Here is a 26,175-nt window from a genome sequence, read left to right as displayed (position 1 = left end):
ATCATCGTGGTGTTACTGCCATGAATTCGTTAGATCATAGGAGGATTTTCGATGGCACAACAACAACTTCAACAACAAATCCAACAAGCCATGCAAGCTGCACAAGCTGCTCAACAAGCGGTTCAACAGGCGCAAAACAATGCAAATCCGCAACAGTTGCAGCAAGCACAACAGCAATTGCAACAGGCGCAGCAACAATTACAGCAATTACAGCAACAGCAGCAATCTGGCGCACAACAAATGTCTGCTGCTGAACAACAGCAATTGCAACAAGCACAACAGCAATTGCAACAGGCTCAACAAACGATGCAACAAATTCAATCTTCCGCAAGACAATAGTACGTTTTCCCCAAAAAGGAGGAGGTCTTTCGACCTCCTCCCTCCACGATCACGTATGCGCAAAATCACGAATCTTCTTGATTTCCAATAGTTCCTCATGTTTATTTAGAAGTTTTTCTGACCTCTCCTGAGCCTCGCGTAAATTGGAGGCTTCTACGACCATTTGTATTTCTCCCCATTCGGTTTTGAAAGTGATCAAGAATGTACGCTGTTCATCCATAAAGAAGCATGCACTTCCTTTTCTATCCTTAGTCGATTCACTCACTTTCATTGTAATACCTAAAATGACGAAAGCAACGAAGATTCGTCACATGATTCATCGCCAACGAAAAAAGGATATCCCCGCGAGGAGTTCCGTTGCTTTGACTGTCAGTCCTCATGGGGGTATCCCTTTTTTATGTCTGTCAAGCATTTCTGTTAATTATTATTCTTGGTCAATGCTTCAAGGATTTGCTGTAACTTGACGAGCACTTGGTCATTCGCGTCATTTCGTTTTTGATTCTGATTGGCCGTGTTCCCTTGCTCATTCTGATCCCCTTGGTTGTTTTGCTGCTGATTGTTCTGTTGCTGTTTGCGATTACCGCCTAACAGATTACTCGCATATTGGGCCACATCTTCCTGATGAAAAACGTACACTTCCTGGTTTTTTTGTGCATCGACGACATAAAATGTCCCCGTGCCGTAACCGGCTTCCAGTTCCAACATTCCCTGCGAATTTTTCACCTCATTGTATTCCATAGGAGAGATGGAGAAAGTGGGAATCGATTGAATGATCTTCTGAGCGTTGCTTTTCATTGTCCCAGCATTGTTCAGCGCCTGAAAGATCGTTGTATGAATAACCGCATGAACGGCCAGGTTTAGAGGACCGGTAAGAACCTGCATAAAAGGGGTGTTTTTCATCAAAATCCCTCCTAACTTCCCAATATAAGCTTACCTATGGGTTCAAAAACGTATTTTAATGGTTTTGTCGGACTCGGAATCGGGATTCCCAGAATCATCAATGAACCGAGAAAGGCCGCCATCCCCATCAACACGCTATAGACGATAATATCTCTCATTTGGTTCTCTTTCCTTATTTTTGTTATTTGCAAGATCGTAACGCCGATAATAAACAGAAGATAAAAAATCAACGATAAAACCATTATTTCTTATTCACCTCTTGTTTTTTATAATGTACGGGCGGTCCGGACTGTCCGGTTCTCCAAATCTTGCTGCTTACATCGATTTTGACTTCCATTTGGGAGAACCGTTGATTCCAATCCTTTTTTAAAGACTTCCATCGTTCAGGGTCTTTTCGGTGGATCGCTTCACCGAATCCAAGTACATCCAGATGTTTATTTTGTACATGTCTGACCGTTCTCATGAATCGTTGTTCGATCTCTTTTTCCACCATTTGTTCCACAATCTTGATTACTTTAGGATCTGCCATATCATACCGCGTATCATTTTCATGAATATCTCCCTCCGACTTTACCCGAACTCGCATGACCAAGCGATCCCCTCTTATCACGGGTTCTAGCTTCGTTTTCATACTGAGTACGGATATCGTGACGTTTTCTGTTCCCCCTGGAAAAGAGAGCGTGATAAAACCGTGCTTATACCTTCCGGTAATGGCTTTTAATCCACGAGTTTCTTCATCACTCAGAAAATCCACCAGTTTCTGATCATGAAAGAGGGCTGAACCATTGACACGAAAATATTTTTTATCACCGGTAGAATGATTTGTTTTTTCTTTTTCTTGATCTTCAATCACTCCCATATAAGAGTCAGAACCTGTTTCATTCATAATAAGGAAATCTCTTAACGTTACGTTCAATCCCACATTGGATCTTTCCATTTCCCGGATCGCTTCAGACGGAACGAATTCAAAAGGATAACTGACTTTTAATAATTCTTTCCCCTCAATTCCCTTCGCGACCAAGACAAATGTACGCAGCCTGTTTTCGGGATCACGCGTTAATCCATCTAATACCTCTTTTACTCCTTTTCGCGCTAGACGCTCACCAAAAATAATCACGCGACGATGCGATTGAAAAAGACGGCGTGAAAGTTTTTTTTGCATCTTTTGATTCGCATCTACAATGTCTCTCCCTTGTGCACTAACTACTGTGAAAGCATCCTTTCCCACTCCTGACGCGGCTCCCCCCTGTCCCGTCAGACCTCCCATCTTAGCAGGCAAGGCGAGCTGCGTGCTAACCTCAACCCTTCCATCCGCCCCTTCGTCAATTGCTGTTGCCATTACAAGCGCAAGGTCACTCGTTTCAATACGATCCCAGCAACCGGTAAGTGATAAGGAAATCAGTATCAAACCAATCAGTCTCCACCGAGTCATCTACATCCCCCGTTTTTTCGGAACATGTTACATCTTGATCCTTCATCCCGTCATGAGAGAATGACTCAGGGCTTGCCTCTCCGTTTTGGATCCGGTTTTAAACCGCTGACCATGCGTCTCGGATAATATAGCCGGTCAATCGGGGACGCAGTTGCATCATCCATCGAGGCACACGTACGAGAGTATCTTTCAAACCACCGATGGACAAAGGAGCCAATGGGTCGAAATAAGGAATGCCCAGTGAACGTAATTGGACAAGATGAATCATGATTGCAAGCGTACCGATCACGACCCCGTACAATCCGAGCGTACCTGCCAAGAAAATCATGGGGAAGCGCAACATGCGTATCGCAATGGCCAGATTAAAATGGGCGATGGTGAAAGAAGCAATCCCTGTGATCGAAACGACGATGACCATCGGTGCGGAAACTATGCCCGCTTGTACGGCAGCTTGCCCGATCACTAACGCACCCACAATACTCACCGCTTGTCCCACCTGTCGCGGAAGACGCACACCTGCTTCCCTCAATGCTTCAAATGTCACCTCCATGATGAGGGCTTCGACAAACGCTGGGAAAGGACTGGCTTCCCGCGCTGCAGCAACACTCAACAATAAGTTTGTCGGCAACATTTCCTGATGGAACGTTGTAATGGCTACATATAAAGAGGGAAAAAGAAGTGCCATGACCATGAATAGAATACGCAACCAGCGTAGAGCGGTTGCAATCATGAAGCGATCGTAATGATCCTCACTCACCTGCATCGCCGCCCAAAACGTCATAGGGACAATCAAAACAAATGGTGTACCATTGACCAGAATTCCAACTCGACCTTCTAGAAGATGTGCAACGACGACGTCCGGACGTTCCGTATGCAACACTTGGGGAAAAGGAGAATACGGATGATCTTCGATTAACTCCTCGATATAACCGCTTTCGAGTATTCCGTCGATTACGATTCTTTGGAGACGTTTCCTTACCTCATCGACCACATACGGAGTGACAATACCTTCAATGTACGCGATAACCACTTTGGTCTGTGTCACTTTCCCAAGCGTTAACGATTCCAGCTTAAAATTGGGCGAACGTATTTTCCTACGCAAGAGAGCGGTATTTGTCCGCAAGTTTTCAACAAAACCTTCTCGCGGGCCACGTACCACCGTCTCTGAAGCTGGTTCTTCGATGGAACGGTGTTGCCACCCTTTGATGCTTGTGATGATCGCTTCCGTTTCTCCATCAATAAGAATTCCCACATCCCCTTTGAGGACATGATTAATGAATTCCTGTATGATTCGCACTCTCTTCGTCTGTGTAGCGATGACGAATTGTTCGATCCATCCCGTCGAGGATACGGAGTCGGCACGAATCTCGCTGGTATTACCCAGCATGAGCGGTTTAATGACCGCTTCTTCAAAATGTTTCGTATCCACTAATCCATCGATGAAAACAGCGAGCGCTTTTTTCCCATTGAATATTTCGAAATCACGAAATACGATATCTGAGCAATTTCGAAAGTAGTCTACTAACTTTTGTTTTGTCTGCAGGAGATTTGTGAATATATAATCTGTACCTTGCAGCGTTGGATAAGGTATCTTGTGACATTGTTCTTTTCGAGAGGTACCTGTTTTCGATTCTCTCCAGAATGATTTCAATGATCTCCCCTCTTTGCTCCGGAATCGTTGATACCATTATTTGTAGAGAATGGGGAGAGCATACGCATGAAGGTGATTCTTGGGGGATAGTGCAAATGATTTTATGCATGAGGAAATAATACTTCATAAATCATGGGGAACACTCTCAACCATGTCGTTAGAAAGGAATTCACGTATGAGATCCCTTTCTCTTCCACTTTTCATCTTGATTTTGGTTTATCTAACAGGATGTTGGAATCGAGTCGAAATCAATGATCTTGCCATCGAAAGCATGCTAGGGGTTGATCTCGCCGACAGAAGGCAAATCCGTATCATCGCTCAAATTGTGAATCCACCGTTGTTGACGGACAGTTCTCCGGGAGACCCAAGGGATCGTGAAACGGGACAGGCATATTTCGTCCTCACACAGGAAGGGAGCAACCCGTCGGAATGCTCCTCCAAATTACAAGAAAAACTTTCTCGTCAGTTTATTGTTGCACATCGTCGTGTGGTGATCATCGGAGATAAACTGGCTCGTTCAGGTATTCAAAACGTTTTGGATCATCTTAGCCGCGATCCGGGTACACGGTTAGATACATTTATCCTTGTTGCTGACCACATGGAGGCAAGCCGACTGTTGAGCACTCCTGATTATTTGGAAAAAATGCCTTCGGAAGCCGTGCGTGAGATCGAACATTCGAACACGGGGCTAGCCATTGATATGAAAGATTTTCTTTTGATGTGCGCAACGGAAGGGACTGCACCTGTTGCCGCAACGATTCGAGCAACGCGCAAAGGATTCGAATTATCGGGCACTGCCGTATTCCGTGACTATAAATTGATCGGTTATCTAAACGATGAACAAACGAGAGCCCTTATGTGGTTGCGCGATGAAATGAAAAAAGGAGTCGTTACGATTGATTCACCGGGGACGAACAAAAAGATCAGTGTGAATATCTTACGCTCAAAAACCAAACTAAAACCGTCGATTCAAAATGGACATGTACACATGGATGTGTACATCTTAACAGAAGGTAACATTTCGGAGAATAATTCCAATCTCAATCTCTTCAATCCAAAAAATATTGAGAAGATTGAACAGCAGACGGCAGACCAAATCCGTGCATGCATTGGTCAAACCATCGGTTTCGCGCAAAAACAACTTCAAGCGGATATTTTCAAATTCGGGCAAATTGTCTACAAGAAGCTCCCTAATGAATGGGAAACTCTGAGATACAGATGGGGAGAAGAATTTCCTAAAACGGAAGTTACTTTGCATATAAAAGTCAATATACGTCAAATTGGAATGTTGGGACAGGGACTAGAACTTAAGGAAGAAGAGATTCAAAAATAATCATAAAAAACTCCGGATCAAATCCCGCTCCCCATTGAGGGGGAATGCAGAGGGAGCTTCCTGATCCGGATGGTTGAACCGACCGACAAACGCACCTGTTTGCCGTCACAACCGATATGGGTAGGTGTGTACTGATTGTTGCACCTCAGTATCATTATAATAATTTTTGAATAATTATTCAAGTACAAGTGTTCTGGACAAGAATGGGAAGTGATCAACAAGAAAATCCTTCATAGGTATGTTATAGTAATAGTAATCATACAGTAGATGATTTGTAAGGAGGCCATCATGTTACCCAGAACAAATATTCGCGTTCGCTTCTCTGAGACTGACGCCTTAGGGCATGTGAATAACACAAGCTACTTCATTTATTTTGAAGAGGCGCGAACGGATCTCTTTCGCTATTTTGTTGACGATTTGGATACAAGTAAATGGAATCTCATTCTTGCCTCCACCTCCTGTGACTACAAAAAACAAGCCCGTTTTGGTCAAGAGTTATATGTAACCACGGAGGTGACAAAAATCGGTAACACGAGCTTTACCCTGTATCACGAGATTCGTGATGCAAAAGATGAATCGATCATCGCTACGGGTACTGCCGTTTTGGTGCACTATGACTTCTCTACCGAACGCCCCGTACCGCTCTCGGATCAGCAACGGAAGAAGTTGTCTTCTCTCATGAAAGAGCAATCACTTCCGACCTGTTCCGATAACTGATCGTTTATGTGCTTGTATATGGAATTCGAGCGGGACGGCCTTCCGAATTCTCATACTTTCGTAAAGCACCATTTCTTCGCTACGATGAGCCTGAAGGAGTGGAAAAAATGCGCCGTTTTGTGGTAGAACCGGTCGTCCTGGCCATGTTTCCGGAATTACTCAGGCCGCCCGCGCCTGTTGAATATGTCATCCCGTACTCGACTATTGAAGAGCTTTATTTGTTCCGAAGAGAAAAGTTCCTCGTCAACGATACCGATCATGATCAGATTTCACAGGGGATCGAGCGGCTCATTTCTTTTTTTGAATCTCCTTTTATGGCTAAAAAAATCAAACGGATCACACATACCCCATGGCGTACCAGTTCCCCAATGATCTGGAATGAGTCGGTCACTTTCACCGTGGTCTATGCGATCGAACAGGAGGATTATGGTGAAGTGTTCGATCCGATTGAAACGGAACTGATTCTGTTGGCGGAATGGCAAAATATACCTCTTTTAATTGAAGATGTATCCCTGCAAAATCGAATTATCGAGTTTGAAATTCCCATTCAGGTCTTTGACGTTTCCGACTTCGACTTTGCGGTAGAGGAAGCGTTCTCTCTACAACAAGAATCTAATGAAAGAGATACTCCATTCGTACTCATAAAAAATGATGCCACAGCTGCAGTCCCCCTAGAAAGGAAATCTCTCGGAGCGGACTTACCATTGAAAAAGACGCAAGAAAAAGAGGAAGCAACGGCAAATAAGATCAACCAATCCAATCAGGGCTACCGGCGATGGATCACCATACTCTCCTGTCTGAGCGCGATCCTAGGCATCGTTGCCGCGATCAGTTATAAAAAACGTGGACTCGTCATTCCATTATGGGTTCTTTTTCTTTCAGCGTATGGTTGGGCTTTCATCTTTTTTTTAGGAATCAACCGTTTCGCTTACCGCATACACCGGGGACGACATCACAGAGGAAATGTAAATGGAAAGACAAATAGGACCGAACCGTTCGAGGAGTAAAAGCTTAACAGAGGAACCAAACGAGCCGAAACTATTTGTACGGCTCGTTTGGTTAACATCTAGAAAAGTCCAAATTCTTATTATGTTCGACTTACCACATTACTTTCCTATTCGTTTAAAAAGGCTTCCTCAGAATACAGATGGACACCCATCAATCGCCTCGATGGAAGCCTTATGATTTTCGATAGATTTCGCTGTACTTCTGATAATTATAGAACACTCTTCCGACAAAATGGCGCGTTTCCCCGACCGGAATCCGATCGCTTTCTTCCAACTTTCCGCTCCAAACTCCGGCCTTCAACCACGCATCCACCCGGTTTGGTCCTGCATTGTAAGCGGCAACTGCAGCTGCAAGGTTTCCGTTGTACCGTTGTTGTAAATAGGCAAGATACCAGGAACCCAAACGAATATTGGTAACAGGCTCAGCCAGTTCCGTTGGCTCTTTGTATGGAACACCGCTCTTGTCCGCAATCCATTGGGCCGTTTGCGGCATCAGTTGCATCAATCCTATCGCCCCGGCATGAGAAACATTCGTTTCGTTAAATTTACTTTCCGTTCTGATGACTGCGGCAATGAGGAATGGATCGACGCGATTCTCAAAAGCGATTTCCCGAATATCATCAAAATAAGGGATAGGGTACAACCATTTCCAAAACGCATTGGAATTCAAGATGCCTACGATCAATCCGAGAAGGAGAAAGATTAAAGAAGCTCTTCGTATAAACTTCTTGCGATAAGGGGTTAATTTTAATCTAAAGAAGCTTTGATTTCGTTCCAGATCCTGTTCACCTGCTTTCGCGTATCTTCTAACGTTCCCTCATTATGAATGAGAAAATCGGCAAATTTCACTTTTTCGGCCAGCGGCATTTGTGCTGCGATCCGACGTTTCGCCTCTGTTTCGCTTAATGAATCACGCTTCATTAAACGTCTGAGCTGAGTGGCAGGATCGACGTAAACGACGATAATCTTTTCAACCCATTGATACAGACCACCTTCGATCAGTAACGGAACATCCCAAATGACAATCCCTCGCGGTTTACGTTCACGAATTTCCTCCGTTTGTCTGATCATTTCCTCGCGAACCCGCGGGTGGACGATCCGATTCAACACTTCCCTCTCCCTCGCATTCTGAAAAACGATCGAACCGAGAAGCGTACGGTTGATGCTTCGATCCTCAAGAAGGATCTGTTCGCCAAAATGCTCTACAATTTCACGCCACGCCAATTGATCAGGCTCAACAACCTTCCTCGCGATGAGATCCGCATCGACGATGAACCCGCCCAGATCGCGTAACATGTTGCTTACGGTGCTTTTTCCGGAAGCAATGCCTCCTGTTAATCCAATCACCATGAAGTCCACCTCGAACCTACTGCTTGTTAACATTGTACAACAAACGAGTCTCTTTCCCAAGATCGAACACTTGCACCCCTTACAGATGATTGCTACCATAGTAACGATTAAAAGGGTCTAATCGGGTAGCACCGCTCGAGCGTTATAGAGATAAACACGAAGTCTGTCGATGTAACGAAAGGAGCACCAGCATGCCAGAGTTGCCGGAAATCGAGACCATTCGCCGATCACTCGTCCATTTGATCACAGGGAAGAAGATTCAACAGGTAACCGTACGTTTGGCCCGCATCATTCAGAAGATCCCTCCCGAAGTGTTTACGCATCGCTTACAGGGATTATCGATCGAGTCCATCGGACGGCGAGGCAAGTACCTGTTGATTCACATACCCCCATATACACTTGTCTCCCACCTTCGCATGGAAGGCAAATATCGTATGGTCAAAACGGGAGAACCTTGGAAAAAGCATGATCATGTGGAATTTCGCTTTACTGATGGTACCGCTCTTCGTTATAACGATGTACGTCAATTTGGAACGATGGATTTGGTACCGCAAGGGGATTACAGCACCATCAAAGGGCTGGCTACGCTTGGCCCTGAGCCGATTGATGAACAGTTTAACGGCGCATTATTACAAGAAAGATTGGAACGCTCGCGAAATACTACAATCAAATCAGCATTATTGCGGCAAGACCGGGTTGCAGGTCTAGGAAATATTTACGTGGATGAATCGCTCTTCCGTTCCGGGATTCATCCGGAAAGACCTGTGCACACACTACAGCAGGAAGAGTATGATCGGCTCGCTAGCGCGTGTAAAGAAGTGTTGCTCGAAGGAATCGCCGCCGGTGGTGCGTCGGTACGTACCTATTCATCTCCCGAATCGAGGGGTTCTTTTCAGCTCCAGATTCAGGTATACGGAAAAAAAGGTGAACCTTGTCCGCGATGCCATCATCCGATCGAAAGAATCGTTATCGGAGGACGGGGAACTCACTTTTGTCCCATCTGCCAGCCAGCATGTACGGAAAGAGATCAGTTAAGCGTAAAGAGAACAAAAAGGTCCCCCTCATAGTTCTTCAGGGGGACTTTGATTTCTATCGGTTCCTTCAGTTCACAGTTGGTGCCGCTGGCAGTGTACGGTGCTCCAAGGATCTACTTCGCCTCATACCAGTTGTTTCCCGCATGGATATCTACTTTTAATGGAACGGAAAGTTCGACCGCCTCCTCCATCCGCTTGCGAACCAGTTCTATGACTTCAGCAAGTTCCTCTGGCGGAACTTCAAAGATCAGTTCGTCATGGACTTGTAACAGCATGCGGGTTGTCAAACCTCGTTCTATAATCTCCCGATGAATATCGACCATCGCTTTCTTGATGATATCGGCAGCTGTACCTTGGATGGGCGTATTCATGGCTGTCCGCTCAGCGAATGAACGCAGATTAAAATTGCGGCTGTTGATATCCGGCAAATAGCGACGACGGTTGAGCAGTGTCGTTACATAACCGTTCTTCCGTGCTTGCTCAACGATTTCCGTCATGAATCGCTTGACACCCGGAAACTTTGAAAAATAATTTTCGATAAATTCGGCTGCCTGTTTCCTGGTGATGTTTAAGTTCTGCGAGAGTCCATAGTCGGAAATCCCGTAAACGATCCCAAAGTTCACCGCTTTTGCCGCGCGTCTCATTTCCGCCGTTACTTTGTCCAGAGTTACTTCAAACACGTCAGCAGCGGTGCGCGTATGAATGTCCAAATCGTGAATAAAAGCATCCCTCATGTTTTCGTCTTGAGAAATATGCGCCAAGATCCTCAATTCAATTTGCGAATAATCGGCAGAGACGATCTTCCAATCCGGTTTCGTCGGGATAAACACCTGGCGCAATCGTCTGCCTTCCTCCATACGTATGGGGATGTTTTGCAGATTTGGATCGGTGGAAGACAGTCTGCCTGTAGCTGTTAACGCCTGATTGAAAGATGTATGCACCCGACACGTCTCTGGACGAACCACTTTTAATAAACCTTCGACATATGTCGATTCCAGCTTGACCAATTGGCGATAATCGAGGATCTTCTGCACGATCGGTGCAAAAGGTGCAAGCTTCTCCAGCACATCGGCGCTTGTGGAATAACCGGTTTTCGTTTTCTTCTGGACAGGAAGACCCATTTTATCGAACAGAATCTCTCCCAATTGCTTCGGAGAATTAATATTAAATTCCGTTCCTGCCATTTCATAAATTTCCTTTGTCAATCGCTCTACACTTTGTTTGAATTCTTCCCCCATCTCCCGTAAACGATCGACATCCACACGAATCCCGACGAACTCCATTTCGGCCAGAACATAGGATAACGGTAACTCCAGTTCATGATATAAAGTATCCAGTTCCTTGTCCGCGAGCTCCTTACTCAAGGAACTTTCCACTTTGGATAAAGCGATCGCAACCTTCCCCATCCATTGCACGCGTTCTTCCCTCGACGGCATTTGCGACCGTTTTTCCTCTTTTGCAAGCGGCAAGAGTCCCCATTTTAACTCACGATTCAAGAGATCAATCAGATCCGGTGTGCCCTCTGACGGGTTTAACAGATACGTGACAAGCAGCACGTCAAACACATTCCGGTCCATTTCCAGCCCTTGTTTGCGCAAAACATAAGCCGCAGCTTTTATATCATACATAACCTTTTTATACTTGTTCTCCAAGAAGACAGATTGAAGCGGAGAGGGAATCTTGCCGTCAGGTGTTTCAATATACCATGCACAAGAATCGCTTCCAACCATCACGCCATGTAAGATTCCCTGATGATAGTTTCCTTCAAGATCCAGATAAACACCTACTGTCGGCGGAAAGGAAGCGATAACCGATTCAAGCTCAGATTCGTCCACAAAGCGAATATCAAAATCTTGATGGATCGGCTCCTCTTTCTCGTGTTCCTCTTCAGGGAGGCGGTCTAACAATGATTTAAATGCCAGTTTTTGAAAAATGTCTTTCACACTCGCCGTATCGAATCCTTGATATGCGAATGAATCAATGGCCAGGTCGAGCGGAACATCGCGATGGATCGTCGCCAATTGTTTGGAAAGGAGAGCTTGCTCCCGGTGTTCTCGAATTCTCTCCTGCAGTTTCTTACCCGAAACTTCGTCCACCCGATCCAAAACGTTTTCTACCGATCCGAATTGATGCAATAGTTTCAATGCTGTTTTCTCACCGACTCCAGGAATTCCCGGAATGTTATCAGATGTATCCCCCATCAATCCTTTAAGATCGATAATCTGTGCGGGAGTAAGTCCGTATTTCTCATGAATCTCCCGGATTCCGAAGCGTTCAACTTCGGTGATTCCCTTACGTGTCAACATCGCTTGTACATGATCCGATACGAGCTGCAAGAGATCTTTGTCACCCGATACAACAAGGCAGTCATATCCTTCTTCTTCCGCCTTCTTTGTTAAGGTACCGATGATATCATCCGCTTCATACCCGGGTTGTTCGACATAACGAATCCCGAAGGCATTCAATACATCACGTATGAGTGGAAACTGTTCGGATAGTTCGCCCGGCGTTTTATCGCGCGTACCTTTATATTCTGCATATTGCTCATGACGAAAGTTCTCTTTGCCCGCATCGAAAGCAACCAGAATATGTGTGGGCTTTTCATCTTCGAGCAAGCGAAGAAGCATCATTGTAAATCCGTAAACGGCATTCGTGTATTTGCCATCCGCCGTGCTTAAAAGCGGCAAAGCGAAAAAAGCCCGATAGGCGATGCTATTCCCGTCAATCAGTATCAGTTTGTTTCCATCGGCCATCCGATTTACACCTCATTATCCAGAAAAAATCAATATGTCTATTGTAACATAACAAGTCGCATCTGCTTCAATGGTTAGGTTTAGGACGACGGATCTACACCCCACACTTTTCTTAAAAAACATAGGAAACAAAGAAACATTTAGGCAAGATCATTACGACCTTCCCCATAGGATAGATGCCGTTTCATCGATCAATTCCATTACATAACGTAAATCAGTGAGAGGAAGGGGGGGAACTCTGTGATATCGCCTGTTTATTGCAAACAATTTATCGGACGTCCAGTGGGTGTACGATTGAGGGATGGCAGTGTTCATCGTGGTATCTTACATTCCGTCACTGATACTGGAATTCACTTTCGCCCACTACAGGGCGCTCGCACCATCGACGGTGACGATACGATCAAAGTAGATGTCCTGCAAAATCTTCCTCAGTCAGGGATCGATTGTGAAAAGGCGTTTTGGCCATTTTTCTTCTTACCATTCTTAGCGATTTCGTTGTTATGGCCACTTGCTTTCTGGTGGTAGATCTCTAGGAAAATTCAATTATTATTTTGTTCTATTCAGAAATTTAAATTTGAAAGAAGGTAGACTACATGGACGGTTGTTTCGGACCCTTCACCCGTTGGGCTGTTGTGTTTCTGATCATCTTCGTCTTATTCTTCTTGCTCGTTCCAGGTTACTAAGGTGCGGCTCCTGTAACAGCAGCTCCTTACGCGTACTAACATTCAAAAGAAAAACGGCGGCTATGGCTGCCGTTTTTCTTTTGTGCTTTTTAAACTTCCTCGATAACCATTTCTCCTTAAATATGACCGGCCCGAACACGCACTCGCGGAAACTTTCGGGGACAGGTGTTTAACTATAGAGACTAAAAGGTATTAATACCTTGAAAATGTGTAGTTCGGTGGGCGTATGCTTTGCGTTCACACTCCGTGGAGGTCGTCTCGCTTGGAATATGCTTAGTTGTTGCGAGACGACCTCCAAAGTCACTGTTTCACGCAAAGCATTACGCCCACCTAAAGACACTTTTCATCCACTGATGCGCCACTTGCGGCATGGTGGACTACCTGATTTGAAATCTGAGGATCAGGGCTTAGAGATCATTGATGGAGTCATTACAGGGGTTTAGAGGAGGGCCATCTTCACGTTACAATGGTATTATCCGCTTTCATTTACCGGATGGACTAAAATCGGTCAAAGGAGTTGTATGTAGTGCTATTTCATGTGACTGCAAAACATAGTGTGAATGACTGCAATATTTATAACACAGAGGTCAAACAGGCGTACAGGAATTTCTTCCATCTATCCCAAGTATGTATAAGGAACTGGGTGTAAAAATCCATTTCGCTGTCACTGGTGCTTCTGATCACGTTTTCTACTTGCTTGTTGAAACCGATGATTATTCTGCTTTATGTTCGTTATTAAGTGCAGTCCCAATGAAGCAGGAATTTGTCATCAAACCAGTAAGATTTTTAGAAGTTGAATAGTCCTAAATAACACCCCGTCATCTTATTTATTGACGGGTTCCCCTTCAAATTTTCCGCCTCTTCTCCGTTATCTCGCTCATATGAATCAGTCCCTCTCTTAATTAAGAAATGTTCTCACATCAATTGATATCCACCAAAAACTTCCAATTAAATAATACCAACATATACCAAGACAATAAGATATTACATAAAAATTATAATAATCCCTAAAAAACTCCAACTTGAATTATCGTGGAAATTATATCATAAGATTATAATTCTAAGATGAAAGAAAGAAGAAATGAGGGCCTCCGAGGGCATTATATTGTTATTTCATCAATAAGTGTTACCTGGTAATATGGTAAATGTAGGATATCAAAGAAGGTGAATGAACCATATGATTATGAAATGGATTGTATGTAAGGTGAATAGAGATTCGAAAGAAGAATTTTCACAAGCTCAAGAACAATGGGCTGCATTGTATGAAGTACAAGGTTTCCTGGGGCAAATAGGAGGATGTAATCTTAGGCAACCATTAGAAGCATGTATTATTTCTTTCTGGAAAGATCATGCCTCTTATCAAAACTTCATGAGTCGTATTCATGATCAAATATTTTATAAAAGCAATCAAAAACAAACATATAATTCCATTACTATCGCTTTATGTGAAAGCATTTTAGATATTCCGGGGACTTATGGTCACATTCTCACGTCTCTTGGAAAAGGTACAGTACTAAGAATTGCTGACTGTACCCTTTATAAAGATCGCATAAAACACTTTATTGAAGCCCAAAAGGACTTCTGGAACCCTGGAATGTCTAATGCCAACGGAATGTTAGCCGGTGTTTTAAATAAGGTACTAGGAATACCAAATCGGTACTTAGTGGCAACATTATGGACAGATGAAATTTTTCATCAGAATGATCTTGAAACAATGGTACCCGTACTACAAGAGCGTTCTCAATATAAAAAAATAATTGAAAGTATCGATGAAAAGATCATTCAATTACAGGATTCTTGGACAGTAATCGGTAATAACAAAGAATGAAAGAAGGTAACGTGACATTATGGCCGCTTCGAATCAAAGTATAGAAATCCGGAATTAACTAGATTTTGTACGTAGTCCAGTTACATACGTGTTTAAAATGTGCCTCAAAGTTTCATCTGTATTTACATCCATATTGAACCCTTTTCTTAATTCCAGAGAAGCGAATCCATGGACAAGACTTCGAAGACCCCGTACAGTATGAAGTGCATCTTCATGATCAAGTCTGTATGTTTCTAAAACACGTAATAAAAGAGCGATAATTTCGTTTCCAGCCTCTTGAATATCCGAGTCCAAAGGATCGGGAGCCCCCATGGTTGCTTCATAAAGTCCGGGATGCTGCCGAACGAATGATACATAAGCGACTCCGATTGAATACAAAGCTTCTTCACCGGTTTTACCAATAGCCGCTTCTACCAGTTCTTCCTTTAATTTGCGAAGGGCATAACAAGCGAGTTCTTTTTTCAAACCAGGCAACCCTTGCACATGATTGTACAACGAAGGAGTCCGTATTTGTAATCTGTTGGCCACGGAGGCAAGTGTAATCTGTTCATAACCTTCCTGATCAGCAAGTTCCGCAGTTGCCTCTAGAACCGTCATTTTATCAAGACCTTTCCGCATAATTACCCCTTCTTTTCAATGTTTTCTCTGCGTCTTTTAAAGCCCTGCTCATTGCCTCGACAGGATCCATAATCATAGATCCATGACCCACAGCCAACAAAGAAGGGTGTAAATCTCTCAATCTTCGCGCGCTTTCCCATGCCAGTTCCTTATTCCAAGTTCCGAACGCAGGAAACGGAAATAATGGTTTTACTGTTCCGGCAACTGCGATACCTCCGCGTGTCTGAAATGCATCCCCAGCAATTAATGCTTGGTTTCTCATATCGATGAACGCCATTGAACCAGGAGTATGTCCCGGGGAAAAAACAGCTTTAAGGGATCCAACCCTGTCACCATCATTAAGTAAATAGTCAGGTCTTGTTTGAACCCACTTAGGTACACCTCCGCGAATCGGTGTTTGGGGTTCACCAGGTTCAAGTGCTCGGTCTCCTTCCAAAATTTTGGCATCCCGTTTTGATATCATTACCATTGCTTTAGGCAGAGCATTCTTCAAATGGTCCAATGAACCGACATGATCCTCATGAGCATGTGTTAATACGATGCGGGTGATGGGCTTTCCTATTTTTTTCGCTGCTTGTAAGATTCCCTTGTGACTGTAAGGAAGTGCTGTATCAATGAGCGTTAGTTCAGTTTCTTCCTCAACGAGATAACAATTCACCGGGAAAAGAGACGGTAAAAACGTTAATTGATAAATGAATCCGTGTTGACGGATACGCATGAAGATTCCTCCACAAAAAGATAATTGTATTAGTATTATAACTAATATAATTAGTTTTTCGAGTATATTTTTCATTATATAACTGAAAAAAGGGATGGAGTACTTGAGAGGAGCGCTCGTTCATTTGGTATACCACACACATTGACAAAATAATATCGCCGGTGTGTGTCAATGTTAAACCGGCGAAATTGGAAACGGGATATTATTTGCTGAACATATCAGCAGAAATCGCGTAAACATTTGTGATATGCGTTTCTATTTACAGTTTTCATCTCTTTCTTTGATGATAAACTCATGCTTGTAAATGGGGACGCAATGATGTCGATTGACGATTTCGATAGGATGAATGACTCTAACTACTCGAGGGTGATAGAAGTCTCGAACAATTCTCTGCGGATCCGTAATAATAGGATCTGTAGGAGGACAATATCGATTTGCACATTTTTTATTCACTTTAATCAACTCCTTTTCATTAATATTAAATGTTCATTGATCTACAAAAGTAACGGACAAACAGTTACGAGAAAACGCACAATCATTTGATATCCAAGAAACCATATGCCCGCTGATACGACCTCCACGGAGCACGAACGCAAAGCATACGCATACCAAACTACACATTTTCCAAGAGAGCAAAAAGGCGCCTCCTAAGAGACGCCGTAATCGGTAACCCCATATTAGCTATATAGGTGACACGCCACAAAATGATCGTTCTCTACTTCTTTCCACTCGGGCACATGTGTTGCACACTCGGGCATTGCCTTTGGACAACGGGTACGGAAACGACAACCGCTCGGCGGATTGATGGGAGAAGGGACATCTCCTTGTAAAATGATACGTTCTCGTTTCCGTTCCACTTCTGGGTCCGGAATCGGAATGGCAGATAACAACGCTTGCGTATACGGATGTAATGGTTTACGGTAGAGTTCGTTCGCTTCTGCCGTTTCAACAAGCGCTCCCAGATACATGACTCCGATCCTGTCGGAAATATGTTTCACCATGGCAAGGTCGTGCGCGATAAATAAATAGGTAAGTCCTCTCTCTTTCTGCAACCGCTTGAACAAGTTCACGACCTGTGCCTGGATGGATACATCGAGCGCGGAGATCGGCTCATCGGCAATGATAAATTGCGGTTCAATCGCCAGCGCGCGGGCGATACCGATCCGTTGGCGTTGTCCTCCCGAAAATTCATGAGGAAAGCGGGAAGCATGCTCTTCATTAAGTCCGACGGTACGCAACAATTCGACGACACGTTCCCGCCGTTTCCGACCAGTGAACAATCCGTGAATATCGATACCTTCAGCTATGATATCGCCTACGGTCATCCGCGGGTTCAAGGACGCATAAGGATCTTGGAACACCATCTGCATATTCCGATTGAAATCTCTCAATTTACTTCCTCTTAATGCATGTACGTCTTCCCCGTTAAAGAGAACTTGTCCATCGGTCGCTTCATATAAACGAATGATCGTCCGTCCCGTCGTCGACTTGCCGCATCCGGATTCGCCAACCAATCCAAACGTTTCTCCGCGTTTAATTGAGAAACTCACGTTATCGACCGCTTTTAAGACGTTTCCATGACCCACATTAAAATATTTCTTTAAATTTCGCACTTCAAGAATATGATCAGCCACGATTTAATCCCCCACTCGTACAGGACGTTCCACACGCGGTGCTTTCTCGTGTAACAGCCAACAAGCAGCGCTATGCCCTTCATCTACTTTCTGGTGTTCCGGATCTTCTTCCAAACAGATGTTCATCGCGTAGGGACAACGCGCAGCAAATGCACAGCCTTTGGGGGGGGCGAACAAATCGGGTGGAGTCCCGTCGATGGGTATCAGGTCAGCCTTCTTCATATCGTCCAGACGGGGTACCGAGCGCAAGAGTCCCCACGTATACGGATGCTGCGGGTTATAGAAAATATCATCAACCGATCCTTGTTCAACCACTTTGCCCGCATACATAACGACCACACGCTGTGCCAAATCGGCGACGACTCCCAGATCGTGTGTAATGATGATAATCGAAGCACCCGTTTTCTCCTGTAATTCCCGCATAAGATCGATGATCTGTGCCTGTACGGTCACATCCAGTGCCGTTGTCGGTTCATCGGCAATCAACAGTTTAGGATTGCATGCGAGAGCGATCGCGATCATCACGCGTTGTCGCATTCCCCCTGAAAACTGATGAGGATATTGTTGGATACGCGCTTCCGGGTTCGGAATTCCCACAAGCCGAAGCATTTCAATTGCCCGTTTACGCGCTTCATCTTTACTTAAGCCCTGATGCTTCACTAAACCTTCTGTGATTTGTTTACCGATCGTCATCGTAGGGTTCAAAGAGGTCATCGGATCCTGGAAAATCATTCCCATCTCTGAACCGCGAATCGACTCCATTTGTTTACCGCTTAACGTAACGACATCCACCTTACCGTCAAAAATGATGGAACCACCTTTGATAATCGACGGCGGAGATGGGATCAAACGCATGATCGTCTGGGCCGTTACGGACTTCCCGCAGCCCGACTCTCCCACAATCGCCAAAGCTTCCCCTTTTCTCAAGTGAAAGGAGACGCCCCGAACCGCTTGTACTTCTCCGGCATACGTTTGAAAGGATACTTTAAGATCTTTGACTTCCAAAATGTTTTCCAAAGCGCTCCCCTCCTTACTTTCTCAGTTTCGGATCAAGTGCGTCACGAAGACCATCCCCGAGCAGGTTGAAGCTTAACATCATCAATGAGAATACGATCGACGGGAAAATCAAGCGCCATGGGAATGAGCGCATCGAACCCACACCGTCGGAAAGCAACATCCCTAGTGAAGCAAGCGGAACTTTTACACCCAGTCCCAAGAATGAGAGAAACGCTTCTGTAAAGATCGCTTGCGGAATGGTGAAAGTCACTTGAACGACGATAAATCCGAGCGCATTCGGTATTAAATGGCGGGTGATAATCCGCCAAGGACTGGCACCCAACGTTCTCGCAGCCAATACGTACTCCTGCTCTTTAAGCGAGAGAACTTGTCCGCGCACAAGACGTGCCATCGCGATCCAGCCGGTCACCCCGTATGCAAGCACAATCGTCCAAATACCAGATCCCATCACCATGATCAACAACACGGTGATCAATAAATAGGGGATTGCGTACACGATTTCGATAAAACGCTGCATGACATCATCCACTTTTCCCCCGTAATACGCAGAAATGCCGCCATACAGCACTCCGATGAAGAAGTCCATCAGAGCGGCCATGATCCCGATAAACAGGGAAATCCGTGTCCCCCACCAAACGCGCACCCAGAGATCCCGTCCGAAATCATCGGTACCAAACCAGTGTTGTGCGCTCGGAGCCTGATTCCGAACGCTCAAATCTTGAACGTCGTAACCGTATTTTTGCAGGAAGGGGCCTATGATAGCCATGACTGTTAAAAAGATCAACATAACGAGCCCCAGCATCGCCAACTTATTCTTCTTAAGACGCCTCCACGCATCTTGCCAATATGTTAATGAAGGGCGAACGATTCTCTCTTTTTCGAAAGAGGCTCTAGGTACAGGGGTAAAGCTATCGTTTGTCATTAATTCCATCTGCTAGTTCCTCCCTTTCGCCAAGCGGATTCGAGGGTCGATCAAACCATAGGCGACATCCGTCAAGAACATGATAACGACGAGTATGACACTATAAAAGATCGTCAGACCCATAATCAGTGTGTAATCGTTGGAATAGACGGATTGCACGAAATATTTACCGAGACCAGGCACGGCAAATACCTGTTCGACCACAAGCGTTCCTGTAATCACATTGACGAATATCGGACCTAGAATGGTGATAACCGGCATAATTGCATTGCGCAGCGTATGTTTTACTATGATCGATGGTTTTGAGAGACCTTTCGCACGCGCGGTTTTAATATAATCCGTATTCAGCACATCAAGCATGGATGTACGCATCATCCGCGCCACGATCGCGATTGTCATAAACGAAAGCGCGATTGTCGGGAGGATACGGTTTTCCGGTCCATCCCACAGAGCGGCCGGTAACCACCCTGCTTTCACACCTATGTAATATTGCAAAATCGGCCCTAGTACGAACGAAGGAACAGAAACGCCTACGATCGCGATAAACATGGCGACATAGTCCCACGATTTGTTGTGTTTCAGCGCGGCTGTGATCCCAAGGCCGAGCCCTACGATCACGGACAGGATGATCGACTCTACTCCCAGCTCTGCAGAAGCGGGAAAAGACTGGCTGATGATCTCTGTAACCTTCCGTGTTGGGTATGCAAAAGATACGCCCAAATCTCCTTGAGCCACTTTCAGCAAATATTCCCCGTATTGTACCACCAGCGGCTTATCCAACCCGTATTGCTTCATAATGATCGCTTTCTGTTCAGGAGTGAGTTTTTCTGAATTGGTTAACGGGTCGCCGGGCAAGTTATGCATCAGGACGAAAGTGACTGTTACGATCAACCATAAAGTCACAACCATGTAGATAAAACGACGTAAAATAAAACGCAGCAACAACAACACCTCCCACAAAGTTAGCCCATATCTCACAGGCTTTTTAATATATTGGCAAAAGTTAGAGTATAGTGCCGGCGAACTATACCCACTTTCTACCTGACGGTTGATAGATGGAAAAGTCAAACATATGACCTTCTCAAAAAATACAGATAATTCAATCGAAATGAGAATGTTCATTAATTCTTCCCACAAGTGTGGTAATATTTAATTCAAGCAACCATCAGTTAAATATAAATATAGATTTAATTCCCCTATACCCTTTAATACTATAGCATATTCGCTCATAACTTGCGAGAGTATTTTCAGCATTTTCAGCTTTGAATCTATAATTTTTCAATAGTTAAATCGCGAATTAATATTAACTTTTCTTATCTCTATATGCATCACCACTTGAAAATCTGTGGTTCAGAGTTCAAACCTTAAAAAAAGCCCTCTGACTCTTTCAGTCAGAGAGCATACTATGCTTGTAATTATTGAGATACGATTTTAATCACATTGCGAACAGAATCGGCCGATTTATCGAGAGCCGCTTTTTCTTCCGCGGTCAGTTCAAGCTCGAATATCTTCTCGAGCCCGTTTCCGCCAAGAAGGGTAGGAACACCGAGGAAGAGATCGTTATATCCATATTCGCCTTCCAAATAAGCGATCGCCGGAAGGATGCGCTTCTTGTCTTTCAAAATCGCTTCTGCCATCTGTGCGAGGGATGCTGCCGGTGCGTAATAAGCGCTTCCGGTACCGAGCAGATTCACAATTTCGCCGCCGCCTGTACGGGTGCGTTTCACGATCGCTTCGATGCGCTCTTTAGAAATGAGGTTTTCTACAGGGATACCGCCGGCAGTGGTGTAGCGAACAAGAGGTACCATGTCGTCCCCGTGACCGCCAAGTACGAAACCTTGAACGTCTTCGACAGACACATTCAGCTCTTGCGCCAAGAAAGTACGGAAGCGTGCTGTGTCAAGCACACCCGATTGACCGATCACGCGATTCTTCGGAAAACCTGATGTTTTGTAAGCCACGTAAGTCATCGCATCTACAGGATTGGACAACACGATGATATAGCAGTTCGGGGAATATTTCACGATATGCTCAGTGACCGATTTTACGATTCCCGCGTTGGTGCTTACCAGATCATCACGGCTCATGCCCGGTTTGCGAGCGATTCCTGCGGTGATGATGACGAGATCCGAATCTTTCGTATCCTCATAGTTGGCGGTACCGATAATATTCGCGTCAACGCCGAGAACAGGCGTTGCTTCAAGCATATCGAGCGCCTTACCTTTTGTCGGATTTTCCAGTTGCGGAATGTCGAGCAAAACGACATCTCCCAGTTCCTTTTGAGCGAGGAAGAGTGCAGTCGTAGCACCTGTGAAGCCCGCGCCAACCACAGTGATTTTTTTGCGCTTAATCGTTGTCACGATTTGCTCCTCCTTGTGGAAAAATTAGAGGTTTTCAATGATTTTTGATGCAAATTCGGAACACTTCACTTCGGTCGCACCTTCCATCAAACGCGCGAAATCGTAAGTAACCGTTTTCTGCTCGATCGTTTTCTCCATCGCATTCACGATCGCGTCAGCCGCTTCCTGCCAGCCCATGTATTCGAGCATCATAACGCCGGACAGAATCACAGATCCCGGATTTACTTTGTCCAAGTTTGCATACTTCGGTGCGGTACCGTGTGTGGCTTCGAACACGGCATGGCCGGTCTCATAGTTAATATTGGCACCCGGAGCGATACCAATGCCACCCACTTGTGCAGCCAATGCGTCAGAGATGTAATCACCATTCAAGTTGAGCGTCGCAATGACGTCATACTCTTTCGGACGGGTGAGGATCTGTTGCAGGAAAGCATCAGCGATGACATCTTTGATGATGATCTTGCCATTGGCTTCCGCTTCTTTCTGCGCATCGTCAGCAGCGCGCTGGCCGTGTTGTTCTTTAATGCGGTCATATTGCTGCCAGGTAAATACCTTATCGGAATATTCCCGCTCAGCCAGCTCATATCCCCAGTTTTTGAATGCGCCTTCTGTGAACTTCATGATATTTCCTTTGTGGACGAGCGTTACACTTTTGCGCTTCTGTTTCAAAGCGTACTCGATCGCAGCGCGAACAAGGCGTTCCGTTCCTTCTTTCGAAACCGGTTTGATTCCGATTCCGGATGTTTCAGGGAATCGGATTTTCTTGACACCCATTTCTTCGCGAAGAAATTGGATCACTTTCTTCACTTCAGGCGACCCTTCCGCCCATTCGATGCCCGCATAGATATCCTCCGAATTCTCACGGAAAATGACCATATCTACAAGCTCCGGATGTTTCACGGGACTCGGCACGCCATTAAAATAGCGCACAGGGCGTTGACATACATAGAGATCCAGTTCTTGCCGCAAGGCAACGTTCAAAGAGCGAATCCCGCCTCCCACAGGAGTTGTAAGCGGTCCTTTAATCGCGATAATATATTCTTTGATCGCGGTTAAGGTATCCGCAGGGAGCCACTCGCCATATGTATTAAACGCTTTCTCACCAGCAAAAACTTCATACCAGGCAATCTTGCGGCGACCGCCATATGCCTTTTCCACTGCCGCGTCGAATACGCGCCGGGATGCACGCCAAATGTCCGGACCTGTTCCGTCACCTTCGATAAACGGGATGATCGGGTTGTCCGGCACTTGCAATTTTCCATTAACAAGCGTGACCTTTTCTCCCTCAGTTGGTTGAGGAAACTTCTCAAACTGTGCCATGTGTCTGGTTCCTCCTTTGCATATCTAGCAAATATTCTAACACAGATGAAAAAGATACAACAAGAAAATCTTCCAGCACTTGAACCTTCATTTCACACAGTAAAACATCTATCTTATCTTCGCCAAAAGAAATGCCAGGTACCTTGCATCAATCGTTCAGCAACCCACGTCTTTAACAATCGCTTGATGATCTCTCGGATCGGGGGAAGCAAAAACAGTATTCCTATTATATCCGTGAGGAATCCGGGAATAAGAAACAGACATCCCGCTACAAGAGTACAAAGGCCATCCCATAACGTTTCAGCAGGCATCCGCCCCATCTCAAGCTCTATTCTAAGCCTCCGCCAAATGCGGGCCCCCTGTACTTTTACTAAATATGCGCCAAGCAAACCGATCCCGACCAAAAGCAAGAACGTCATCCATCCCCCAATAAGATCTCCCATTTTTATGATTACAATGACTTCAAGCAGGGGTACAAAAATACATATGAGCATGAGAAGACGTTTCATTGGGTATTCCCCTTTTCAACCTTGAATATCTATAGTGTAGCGGACGCTGGAATTTGCGTTTGTGCTCCCTGGAGGTCGTTTTCGCGGGCATACGCTTTGCAAAATCGCTCTTTCACGCAAAGCACGACACCCGGCCAAAGCAATTTTCATCATTTGTTGGCGCCTACGACGCCTTGAGGGACGACTTAGAACTCAGTACGGACGGGACAGGAAAATGCACCTTAACCCTGGATCAGGATGTCCGTAAGAATCCCGCATCCCAAACCAGGGTCTCTACCGTCTGGTCACTATAGGACTTGAGCGCGTCCTTTATAAATGATCCCTTGTTTCGGATCGACGGTGACAACCTCTCCATCACGGAAAATGCGTGTCGCATCTGTCACGCCAACTATCACTGGAATCCCCAGATGGAGTCCCACGATTGCCGCGTGAGAAGTAATGCCTCCTTCTTCCGTAATGATCGCAGAGGCTTTTTCCATAAGGGGGACGATATCGCGATCGGTGGCCAAAGCTACGATCACGTCACCGTCGCGCATTTTACCTTTTAGATCTTCGTATGTTGTACCCACAACGATGCGACCGGTTGCAGCGCGCTCGCCGATTCCCTGTCCCCGCGCTACTATTTTACCAATCGTGTGTACTTTTAAAAGGTTGGTCGTACCGGGTTGCCCCACGGGCACTCCGGCGGTAATGACAACAAGATCACCCATTCGCACGAGATCGGTAGTGAGAGCGCCTTCCACTGCCACCTCCAGCATTTCATCCGTTGACGACGTTTCCTTCGTAACGACTGGGTATACGCCATAGAGCAAGCAGAGTCGGCGTGCCACATCCTCACGCGGCGTGACCGCGATAATCGGAGAATCGGCGCGCTGTTTGGATACCATGCGTGCAGTATAACCGCTCGTCGTCGAAGTTATGATCGCTTTCGCTTCCAGTTCATGTGCGATCGTTGCAACCGCATGGGATAACGCATCCGTAACCGTATGCCTGTCTGTCATGCGGGTTGCGCGTGAACCAATCAGGTTGTCGCGTATCGCTTCTTCGGTCCGCTCCGCAATCCGCGCCATCGTTTTGACGGCTTCGACAGGATATTTACCCGCTGCCGTTTCGCCAGATAACATGATTGCATCCGTTCCATCAAAAATAGCGTTTGCTACGTCGCTCGCTTCCGCACGCGTTGGCCTCGGGTTTCGCTGCATCGAATCCAACATTTGGGTTGCCGTGATAACAGGTTTACCCGCTTTGTTGCACTTTTCAATCATTATTTTTTGCCACAAGGGTACCTCTTCCGTAGGAATCTCAACACCCAGATCTCCCCGAGCCACCATGAGGCCATCGGCCACTTGAATGATCTCATCCAGTTTTTCCAACGCTTCCTCGGCCTCGATCTTCGCAATGATATCCATTTCCGCGCCGCTTTCTTCTAGGATACGCCTAACTGTGAGAACATCCTCCGCACTGCGAACAAACGAAGCGGCTATGATATCGACACCTTGCTCGATACCAAACCGAATATCTGCGATATCTTTTTCCGTTACCGATTCGATGCGCAGACGTACTCCCGGGGCATTGATCCCCTTTCGATTCTTGAGCATGCCACCGTTGATGACGCGGCAATGAATCTCGTTTCCTTCCACAGATTCGACAGTGAGACCGATCAAACCGTCATCAATCAACAAGCGTGAACCTGGTCTGACGTCCTCCGGCAATCCCTTATAAGAGATCGATACTTTTTCCGACGTGCCCAGGATTTCTTCCGTGGTCAGAGTGATCTTATCTCCTTCTTTCAGTTCTGCTTCGCCATTTTCGATCAATCCAGTGCGAATTTTCGGTCCTTTTATGTCCAAAAGAATCGCTACCGTCTTTCCGACTTCGCGTGCAGCTTCACGAATATTATCGATGCGCGCTTTATGTTCCTCATAAGTTCCATGGGAGAAATTCAAGCGTGCGACATCCATACCGGCGCGAATCAATTCTTTGAGAACTTCCAAGGATTCACTTGCTGGGCCAATTGTACAAACGATTTTCGTTTTTCTCATTGTCTAAA

Annotated in this window: 25 protein-coding genes; 7 read left to right on the top strand and 18 right to left on the bottom strand. The window is 45.4% G+C overall.

Annotated elements, in window-relative coordinates:
* Positions 1-51: 51 nt before the first annotated feature.
* A complete protein-coding gene (locus DNHGIG_RS13905; protein WP_282200158.1) occupies positions 52-339 on the top strand; it encodes a hypothetical protein in 288 nt (95 codons plus the stop codon).
* Positions 340-388: 49 nt separating this feature from the next.
* On the opposite strand, the gene DNHGIG_RS13900 is transcribed toward DNHGIG_RS13905, so the two are convergent.
* The 5 genes from DNHGIG_RS13900 to DNHGIG_RS13880 form a co-directional block, all read right to left on the bottom strand.
* Complete coding sequence (locus DNHGIG_RS13900; protein ID WP_282200157.1) at positions 389-559, bottom strand: hypothetical protein; 171 nt, start codon at positions 557-559, stop codon at positions 389-391.
* Positions 560-756: 197 nt separating this feature from the next.
* Positions 757-1,239, bottom strand: a complete 483-nt coding sequence (locus tag DNHGIG_RS13895; RefSeq protein WP_282200156.1) for a hypothetical protein — start codon at positions 1,237-1,239, stop codon at positions 757-759.
* Between the two features lie 11 nt (positions 1,240-1,250).
* Positions 1,251-1,481: a hypothetical protein gene (locus DNHGIG_RS13890; RefSeq protein WP_282200155.1), complete on the bottom strand. Its 231-nt coding sequence runs from the start codon at positions 1,479-1,481 to the stop codon at positions 1,251-1,253.
* Entirely contained in the window at positions 1,481-2,671 is a 1,191-nt protein-coding gene (locus DNHGIG_RS13885; RefSeq protein ID WP_282200154.1) for a Ger(x)C family spore germination protein, read from the bottom strand. Before DNHGIG_RS13885 ends, DNHGIG_RS13890 begins: the two co-directional genes overlap by 1 nt.
* Positions 2,672-2,768: 97 nt before the next feature.
* Positions 2,769-4,322: a spore germination protein gene (locus DNHGIG_RS13880; protein ID WP_282200153.1), complete on the bottom strand. Its 1,554-nt coding sequence runs from the start codon at positions 4,320-4,322 to the stop codon at positions 2,769-2,771.
* Positions 4,323-4,497: 175 nt separating this feature from the next.
* Here DNHGIG_RS13880 and DNHGIG_RS13875 point away from each other — a divergent pair, with 175 nt between their 5' ends.
* The 3 genes from DNHGIG_RS13875 (at position 4,498) to DNHGIG_RS13865 (ending at position 7,379) form a co-directional block, all read left to right on the top strand.
* On the top strand, positions 4,498-5,655 hold the full coding sequence (locus tag DNHGIG_RS13875; RefSeq protein ID WP_282200152.1) for a Ger(x)C family spore germination protein: 1,158 nt from the start codon (positions 4,498-4,500) through the stop codon (positions 5,653-5,655).
* 288 nt (positions 5,656-5,943) lie between these two features.
* Complete coding sequence (locus DNHGIG_RS13870; RefSeq protein ID WP_282200151.1) at positions 5,944-6,372, top strand: acyl-CoA thioesterase; 429 nt, start codon at positions 5,944-5,946, stop codon at positions 6,370-6,372.
* Positions 6,373-6,479: 107 nt separating this feature from the next.
* Complete coding sequence (locus DNHGIG_RS13865) at positions 6,480-7,379, top strand: hypothetical protein (protein ID WP_282200150.1); 900 nt, start codon at positions 6,480-6,482, stop codon at positions 7,377-7,379.
* A gap of 172 nt (positions 7,380-7,551) precedes the next feature.
* Here DNHGIG_RS13865 and DNHGIG_RS13860 read toward each other — a convergent pair whose 3' ends face one another.
* Together DNHGIG_RS13860 and coaE are read right to left on the bottom strand one after the other, a co-directional pair.
* Positions 7,552-8,049: a lytic transglycosylase domain-containing protein gene (locus tag DNHGIG_RS13860; protein WP_282200149.1), complete on the bottom strand. Its 498-nt coding sequence runs from the start codon at positions 8,047-8,049 to the stop codon at positions 7,552-7,554.
* A gap of 77 nt (positions 8,050-8,126) precedes the next feature.
* A complete protein-coding gene (gene coaE, locus DNHGIG_RS13855; protein WP_282200148.1) occupies positions 8,127-8,729 on the bottom strand; it encodes a dephospho-CoA kinase in 603 nt (200 codons plus the stop codon).
* Positions 8,730-8,920: 191 nt separating this feature from the next.
* Here coaE and mutM point away from each other — a divergent pair, with 191 nt between their 5' ends.
* Positions 8,921-9,796: a DNA-formamidopyrimidine glycosylase gene (gene mutM, locus DNHGIG_RS13850; RefSeq protein WP_282200147.1), complete on the top strand. Its 876-nt coding sequence runs from the start codon at positions 8,921-8,923 to the stop codon at positions 9,794-9,796.
* An 80-nt stretch (positions 9,797-9,876) separates the two neighbouring features.
* Here mutM and polA read toward each other — a convergent pair whose 3' ends face one another.
* Positions 9,877-12,516: a DNA polymerase I gene (polA, locus tag DNHGIG_RS13845; RefSeq protein ID WP_282200146.1), complete on the bottom strand. Its 2,640-nt coding sequence runs from the start codon at positions 12,514-12,516 to the stop codon at positions 9,877-9,879.
* Positions 12,517-12,756: 240 nt separating this feature from the next.
* Between polA and DNHGIG_RS13840 the strand changes: the two genes are divergently transcribed.
* On the top strand, positions 12,757-13,041 hold the full coding sequence (locus DNHGIG_RS13840; RefSeq protein WP_282200145.1) for an LSm family protein: 285 nt from the start codon (positions 12,757-12,759) through the stop codon (positions 13,039-13,041).
* A 1,335-nt stretch (positions 13,042-14,376) separates the two neighbouring features.
* Positions 14,377-15,027 carry a DUF4937 domain-containing protein gene (locus DNHGIG_RS13835; RefSeq protein ID WP_282200144.1) on the top strand — a complete coding sequence of 217 codons (651 nt, stop codon included), beginning with the start codon at positions 14,377-14,379 and terminating at the stop codon, positions 15,025-15,027.
* A gap of 54 nt (positions 15,028-15,081) precedes the next feature.
* Here the strand turns inward: DNHGIG_RS13835 and DNHGIG_RS13830 are convergent, their stop codons facing one another.
* The 10 genes from DNHGIG_RS13830 to pyk form a co-directional block, all read right to left on the bottom strand.
* Positions 15,082-15,645, bottom strand: coding sequence for a TetR/AcrR family transcriptional regulator (locus DNHGIG_RS13830; protein ID WP_282200143.1), 564 nt, complete (start codon positions 15,643-15,645; stop codon positions 15,082-15,084).
* The gene (locus tag DNHGIG_RS13825) at positions 15,629-16,363 is read right to left on the bottom strand and encodes an MBL fold metallo-hydrolase (RefSeq protein ID WP_282201428.1); all 735 of its coding nucleotides are present in this window, start codon (positions 16,361-16,363) and stop codon (positions 15,629-15,631) included. Before DNHGIG_RS13825 ends, DNHGIG_RS13830 begins: the two co-directional genes overlap by 17 nt.
* A gap of 677 nt (positions 16,364-17,040) precedes the next feature.
* Positions 17,041-17,997 (bottom strand): ABC transporter ATP-binding protein, encoded by a 957-nt coding sequence (locus DNHGIG_RS13820; RefSeq protein ID WP_282200142.1) that lies wholly within the window; start codon positions 17,995-17,997, stop codon positions 17,041-17,043.
* A gap of 3 nt (positions 17,998-18,000) precedes the next feature.
* Entirely contained in the window at positions 18,001-19,014 is a 1,014-nt protein-coding gene (locus tag DNHGIG_RS13815; protein ID WP_282200141.1) for an ABC transporter ATP-binding protein, read from the bottom strand.
* 13 nt (positions 19,015-19,027) lie between these two features.
* Positions 19,028-19,945 carry an ABC transporter permease gene (locus tag DNHGIG_RS13810; RefSeq protein WP_282200140.1) on the bottom strand — a complete coding sequence of 306 codons (918 nt, stop codon included), beginning with the start codon at positions 19,943-19,945 and terminating at the stop codon, positions 19,028-19,030.
* A 3-nt stretch (positions 19,946-19,948) separates the two neighbouring features.
* On the bottom strand, positions 19,949-20,878 hold the full coding sequence (locus tag DNHGIG_RS13805) for an ABC transporter permease (protein WP_282200139.1): 930 nt from the start codon (positions 20,876-20,878) through the stop codon (positions 19,949-19,951).
* 473 nt (positions 20,879-21,351) lie between these two features.
* On the bottom strand, positions 21,352-22,296 hold the full coding sequence (gene mdh, locus DNHGIG_RS13800) for a malate dehydrogenase (protein ID WP_282200138.1): 945 nt from the start codon (positions 22,294-22,296) through the stop codon (positions 21,352-21,354).
* 24 nt (positions 22,297-22,320) lie between these two features.
* Positions 22,321-23,616: an NADP-dependent isocitrate dehydrogenase gene (gene icd, locus DNHGIG_RS13795; protein WP_282200137.1), complete on the bottom strand. Its 1,296-nt coding sequence runs from the start codon at positions 23,614-23,616 to the stop codon at positions 22,321-22,323.
* Between the two features lie 113 nt (positions 23,617-23,729).
* Positions 23,730-24,125: an FxsA family protein gene (locus tag DNHGIG_RS13790; protein ID WP_282200136.1), complete on the bottom strand. Its 396-nt coding sequence runs from the start codon at positions 24,123-24,125 to the stop codon at positions 23,730-23,732.
* A gap of 287 nt (positions 24,126-24,412) precedes the next feature.
* The gene (pyk, locus tag DNHGIG_RS13785; RefSeq protein ID WP_282200135.1) at positions 24,413-26,167 is read right to left on the bottom strand and encodes a pyruvate kinase; all 1,755 of its coding nucleotides are present in this window, start codon (positions 26,165-26,167) and stop codon (positions 24,413-24,415) included.
* Positions 26,168-26,175 lie beyond the last annotated feature (8 nt).

Origin of the sequence: Collibacillus ludicampi, assembly GCF_023705585.1 — a bacterium.
In the GTDB taxonomy this organism is placed as follows: Bacteria; Bacillota; Bacilli; order Tumebacillales; family BOQE01; genus Collibacillus; species Collibacillus ludicampi.
The sequence above is the reverse complement of the archived record's forward strand: the minus strand, read 5'-3'. Positions and strand labels throughout refer to the sequence as shown.

Bases quoted from the DNA above. Each gene is read 5' to 3' on its own strand.
- DNHGIG_RS13905 (WP_282200158.1), top strand. From the start codon at position 52: ATGGCACAACAACAACTTCAACAACAAATCCAACAAGCCATGCAAGCT.
- DNHGIG_RS13900 (WP_282200157.1), bottom strand. From the start codon at position 559: ATGGATGAACAGCGTACATTCTTGATCACTTTCAAAACCGAATGGGGA.
- DNHGIG_RS13895 (WP_282200156.1), bottom strand. From the start codon at position 1,239: ATGAAAAACACCCCTTTTATGCAGGTTCTTACCGGTCCTCTAAACCTG.
- DNHGIG_RS13890 (WP_282200155.1), bottom strand. From the start codon at position 1,481: ATGGTTTTATCGTTGATTTTTTATCTTCTGTTTATTATCGGCGTTACG.
- DNHGIG_RS13885 (WP_282200154.1), bottom strand. From the start codon at position 2,671: ATGACTCGGTGGAGACTGATTGGTTTGATACTGATTTCCTTATCACTT.
- DNHGIG_RS13875 (WP_282200152.1), top strand. From the start codon at position 4,498: ATGAGATCCCTTTCTCTTCCACTTTTCATCTTGATTTTGGTTTATCTA.
- DNHGIG_RS13870 (WP_282200151.1), top strand. From the start codon at position 5,944: ATGTTACCCAGAACAAATATTCGCGTTCGCTTCTCTGAGACTGACGCC.
- DNHGIG_RS13865 (WP_282200150.1), top strand. From the start codon at position 6,480: ATGCGCCGTTTTGTGGTAGAACCGGTCGTCCTGGCCATGTTTCCGGAA.
- coaE (WP_282200148.1), bottom strand. From the start codon at position 8,729: ATGGTGATTGGATTAACAGGAGGCATTGCTTCCGGAAAAAGCACCGTA.
- mutM (WP_282200147.1), top strand. From the start codon at position 8,921: ATGCCAGAGTTGCCGGAAATCGAGACCATTCGCCGATCACTCGTCCAT.
- polA (WP_282200146.1), bottom strand. From the start codon at position 12,516: ATGGCCGATGGAAACAAACTGATACTGATTGACGGGAATAGCATCGCC.
- DNHGIG_RS13835 (WP_282200144.1), top strand. From the start codon at position 14,377: ATGATTATGAAATGGATTGTATGTAAGGTGAATAGAGATTCGAAAGAA.
- DNHGIG_RS13830 (WP_282200143.1), bottom strand. From the start codon at position 15,645: ATGCGGAAAGGTCTTGATAAAATGACGGTTCTAGAGGCAACTGCGGAA.
- DNHGIG_RS13825 (WP_282201428.1), bottom strand. From the start codon at position 16,363: ATGCGTATCCGTCAACACGGATTCATTTATCAATTAACGTTTTTACCG.
- DNHGIG_RS13810 (WP_282200140.1), bottom strand. From the start codon at position 19,945: ATGGAATTAATGACAAACGATAGCTTTACCCCTGTACCTAGAGCCTCT.
- icd (WP_282200137.1), bottom strand. From the start codon at position 23,616: ATGGCACAGTTTGAGAAGTTTCCTCAACCAACTGAGGGAGAAAAGGTC.
- DNHGIG_RS13790 (WP_282200136.1), bottom strand. From the start codon at position 24,125: ATGAAACGTCTTCTCATGCTCATATGTATTTTTGTACCCCTGCTTGAA.
- pyk (WP_282200135.1), bottom strand. From the start codon at position 26,167: ATGAGAAAAACGAAAATCGTTTGTACAATTGGCCCAGCAAGTGAATCC.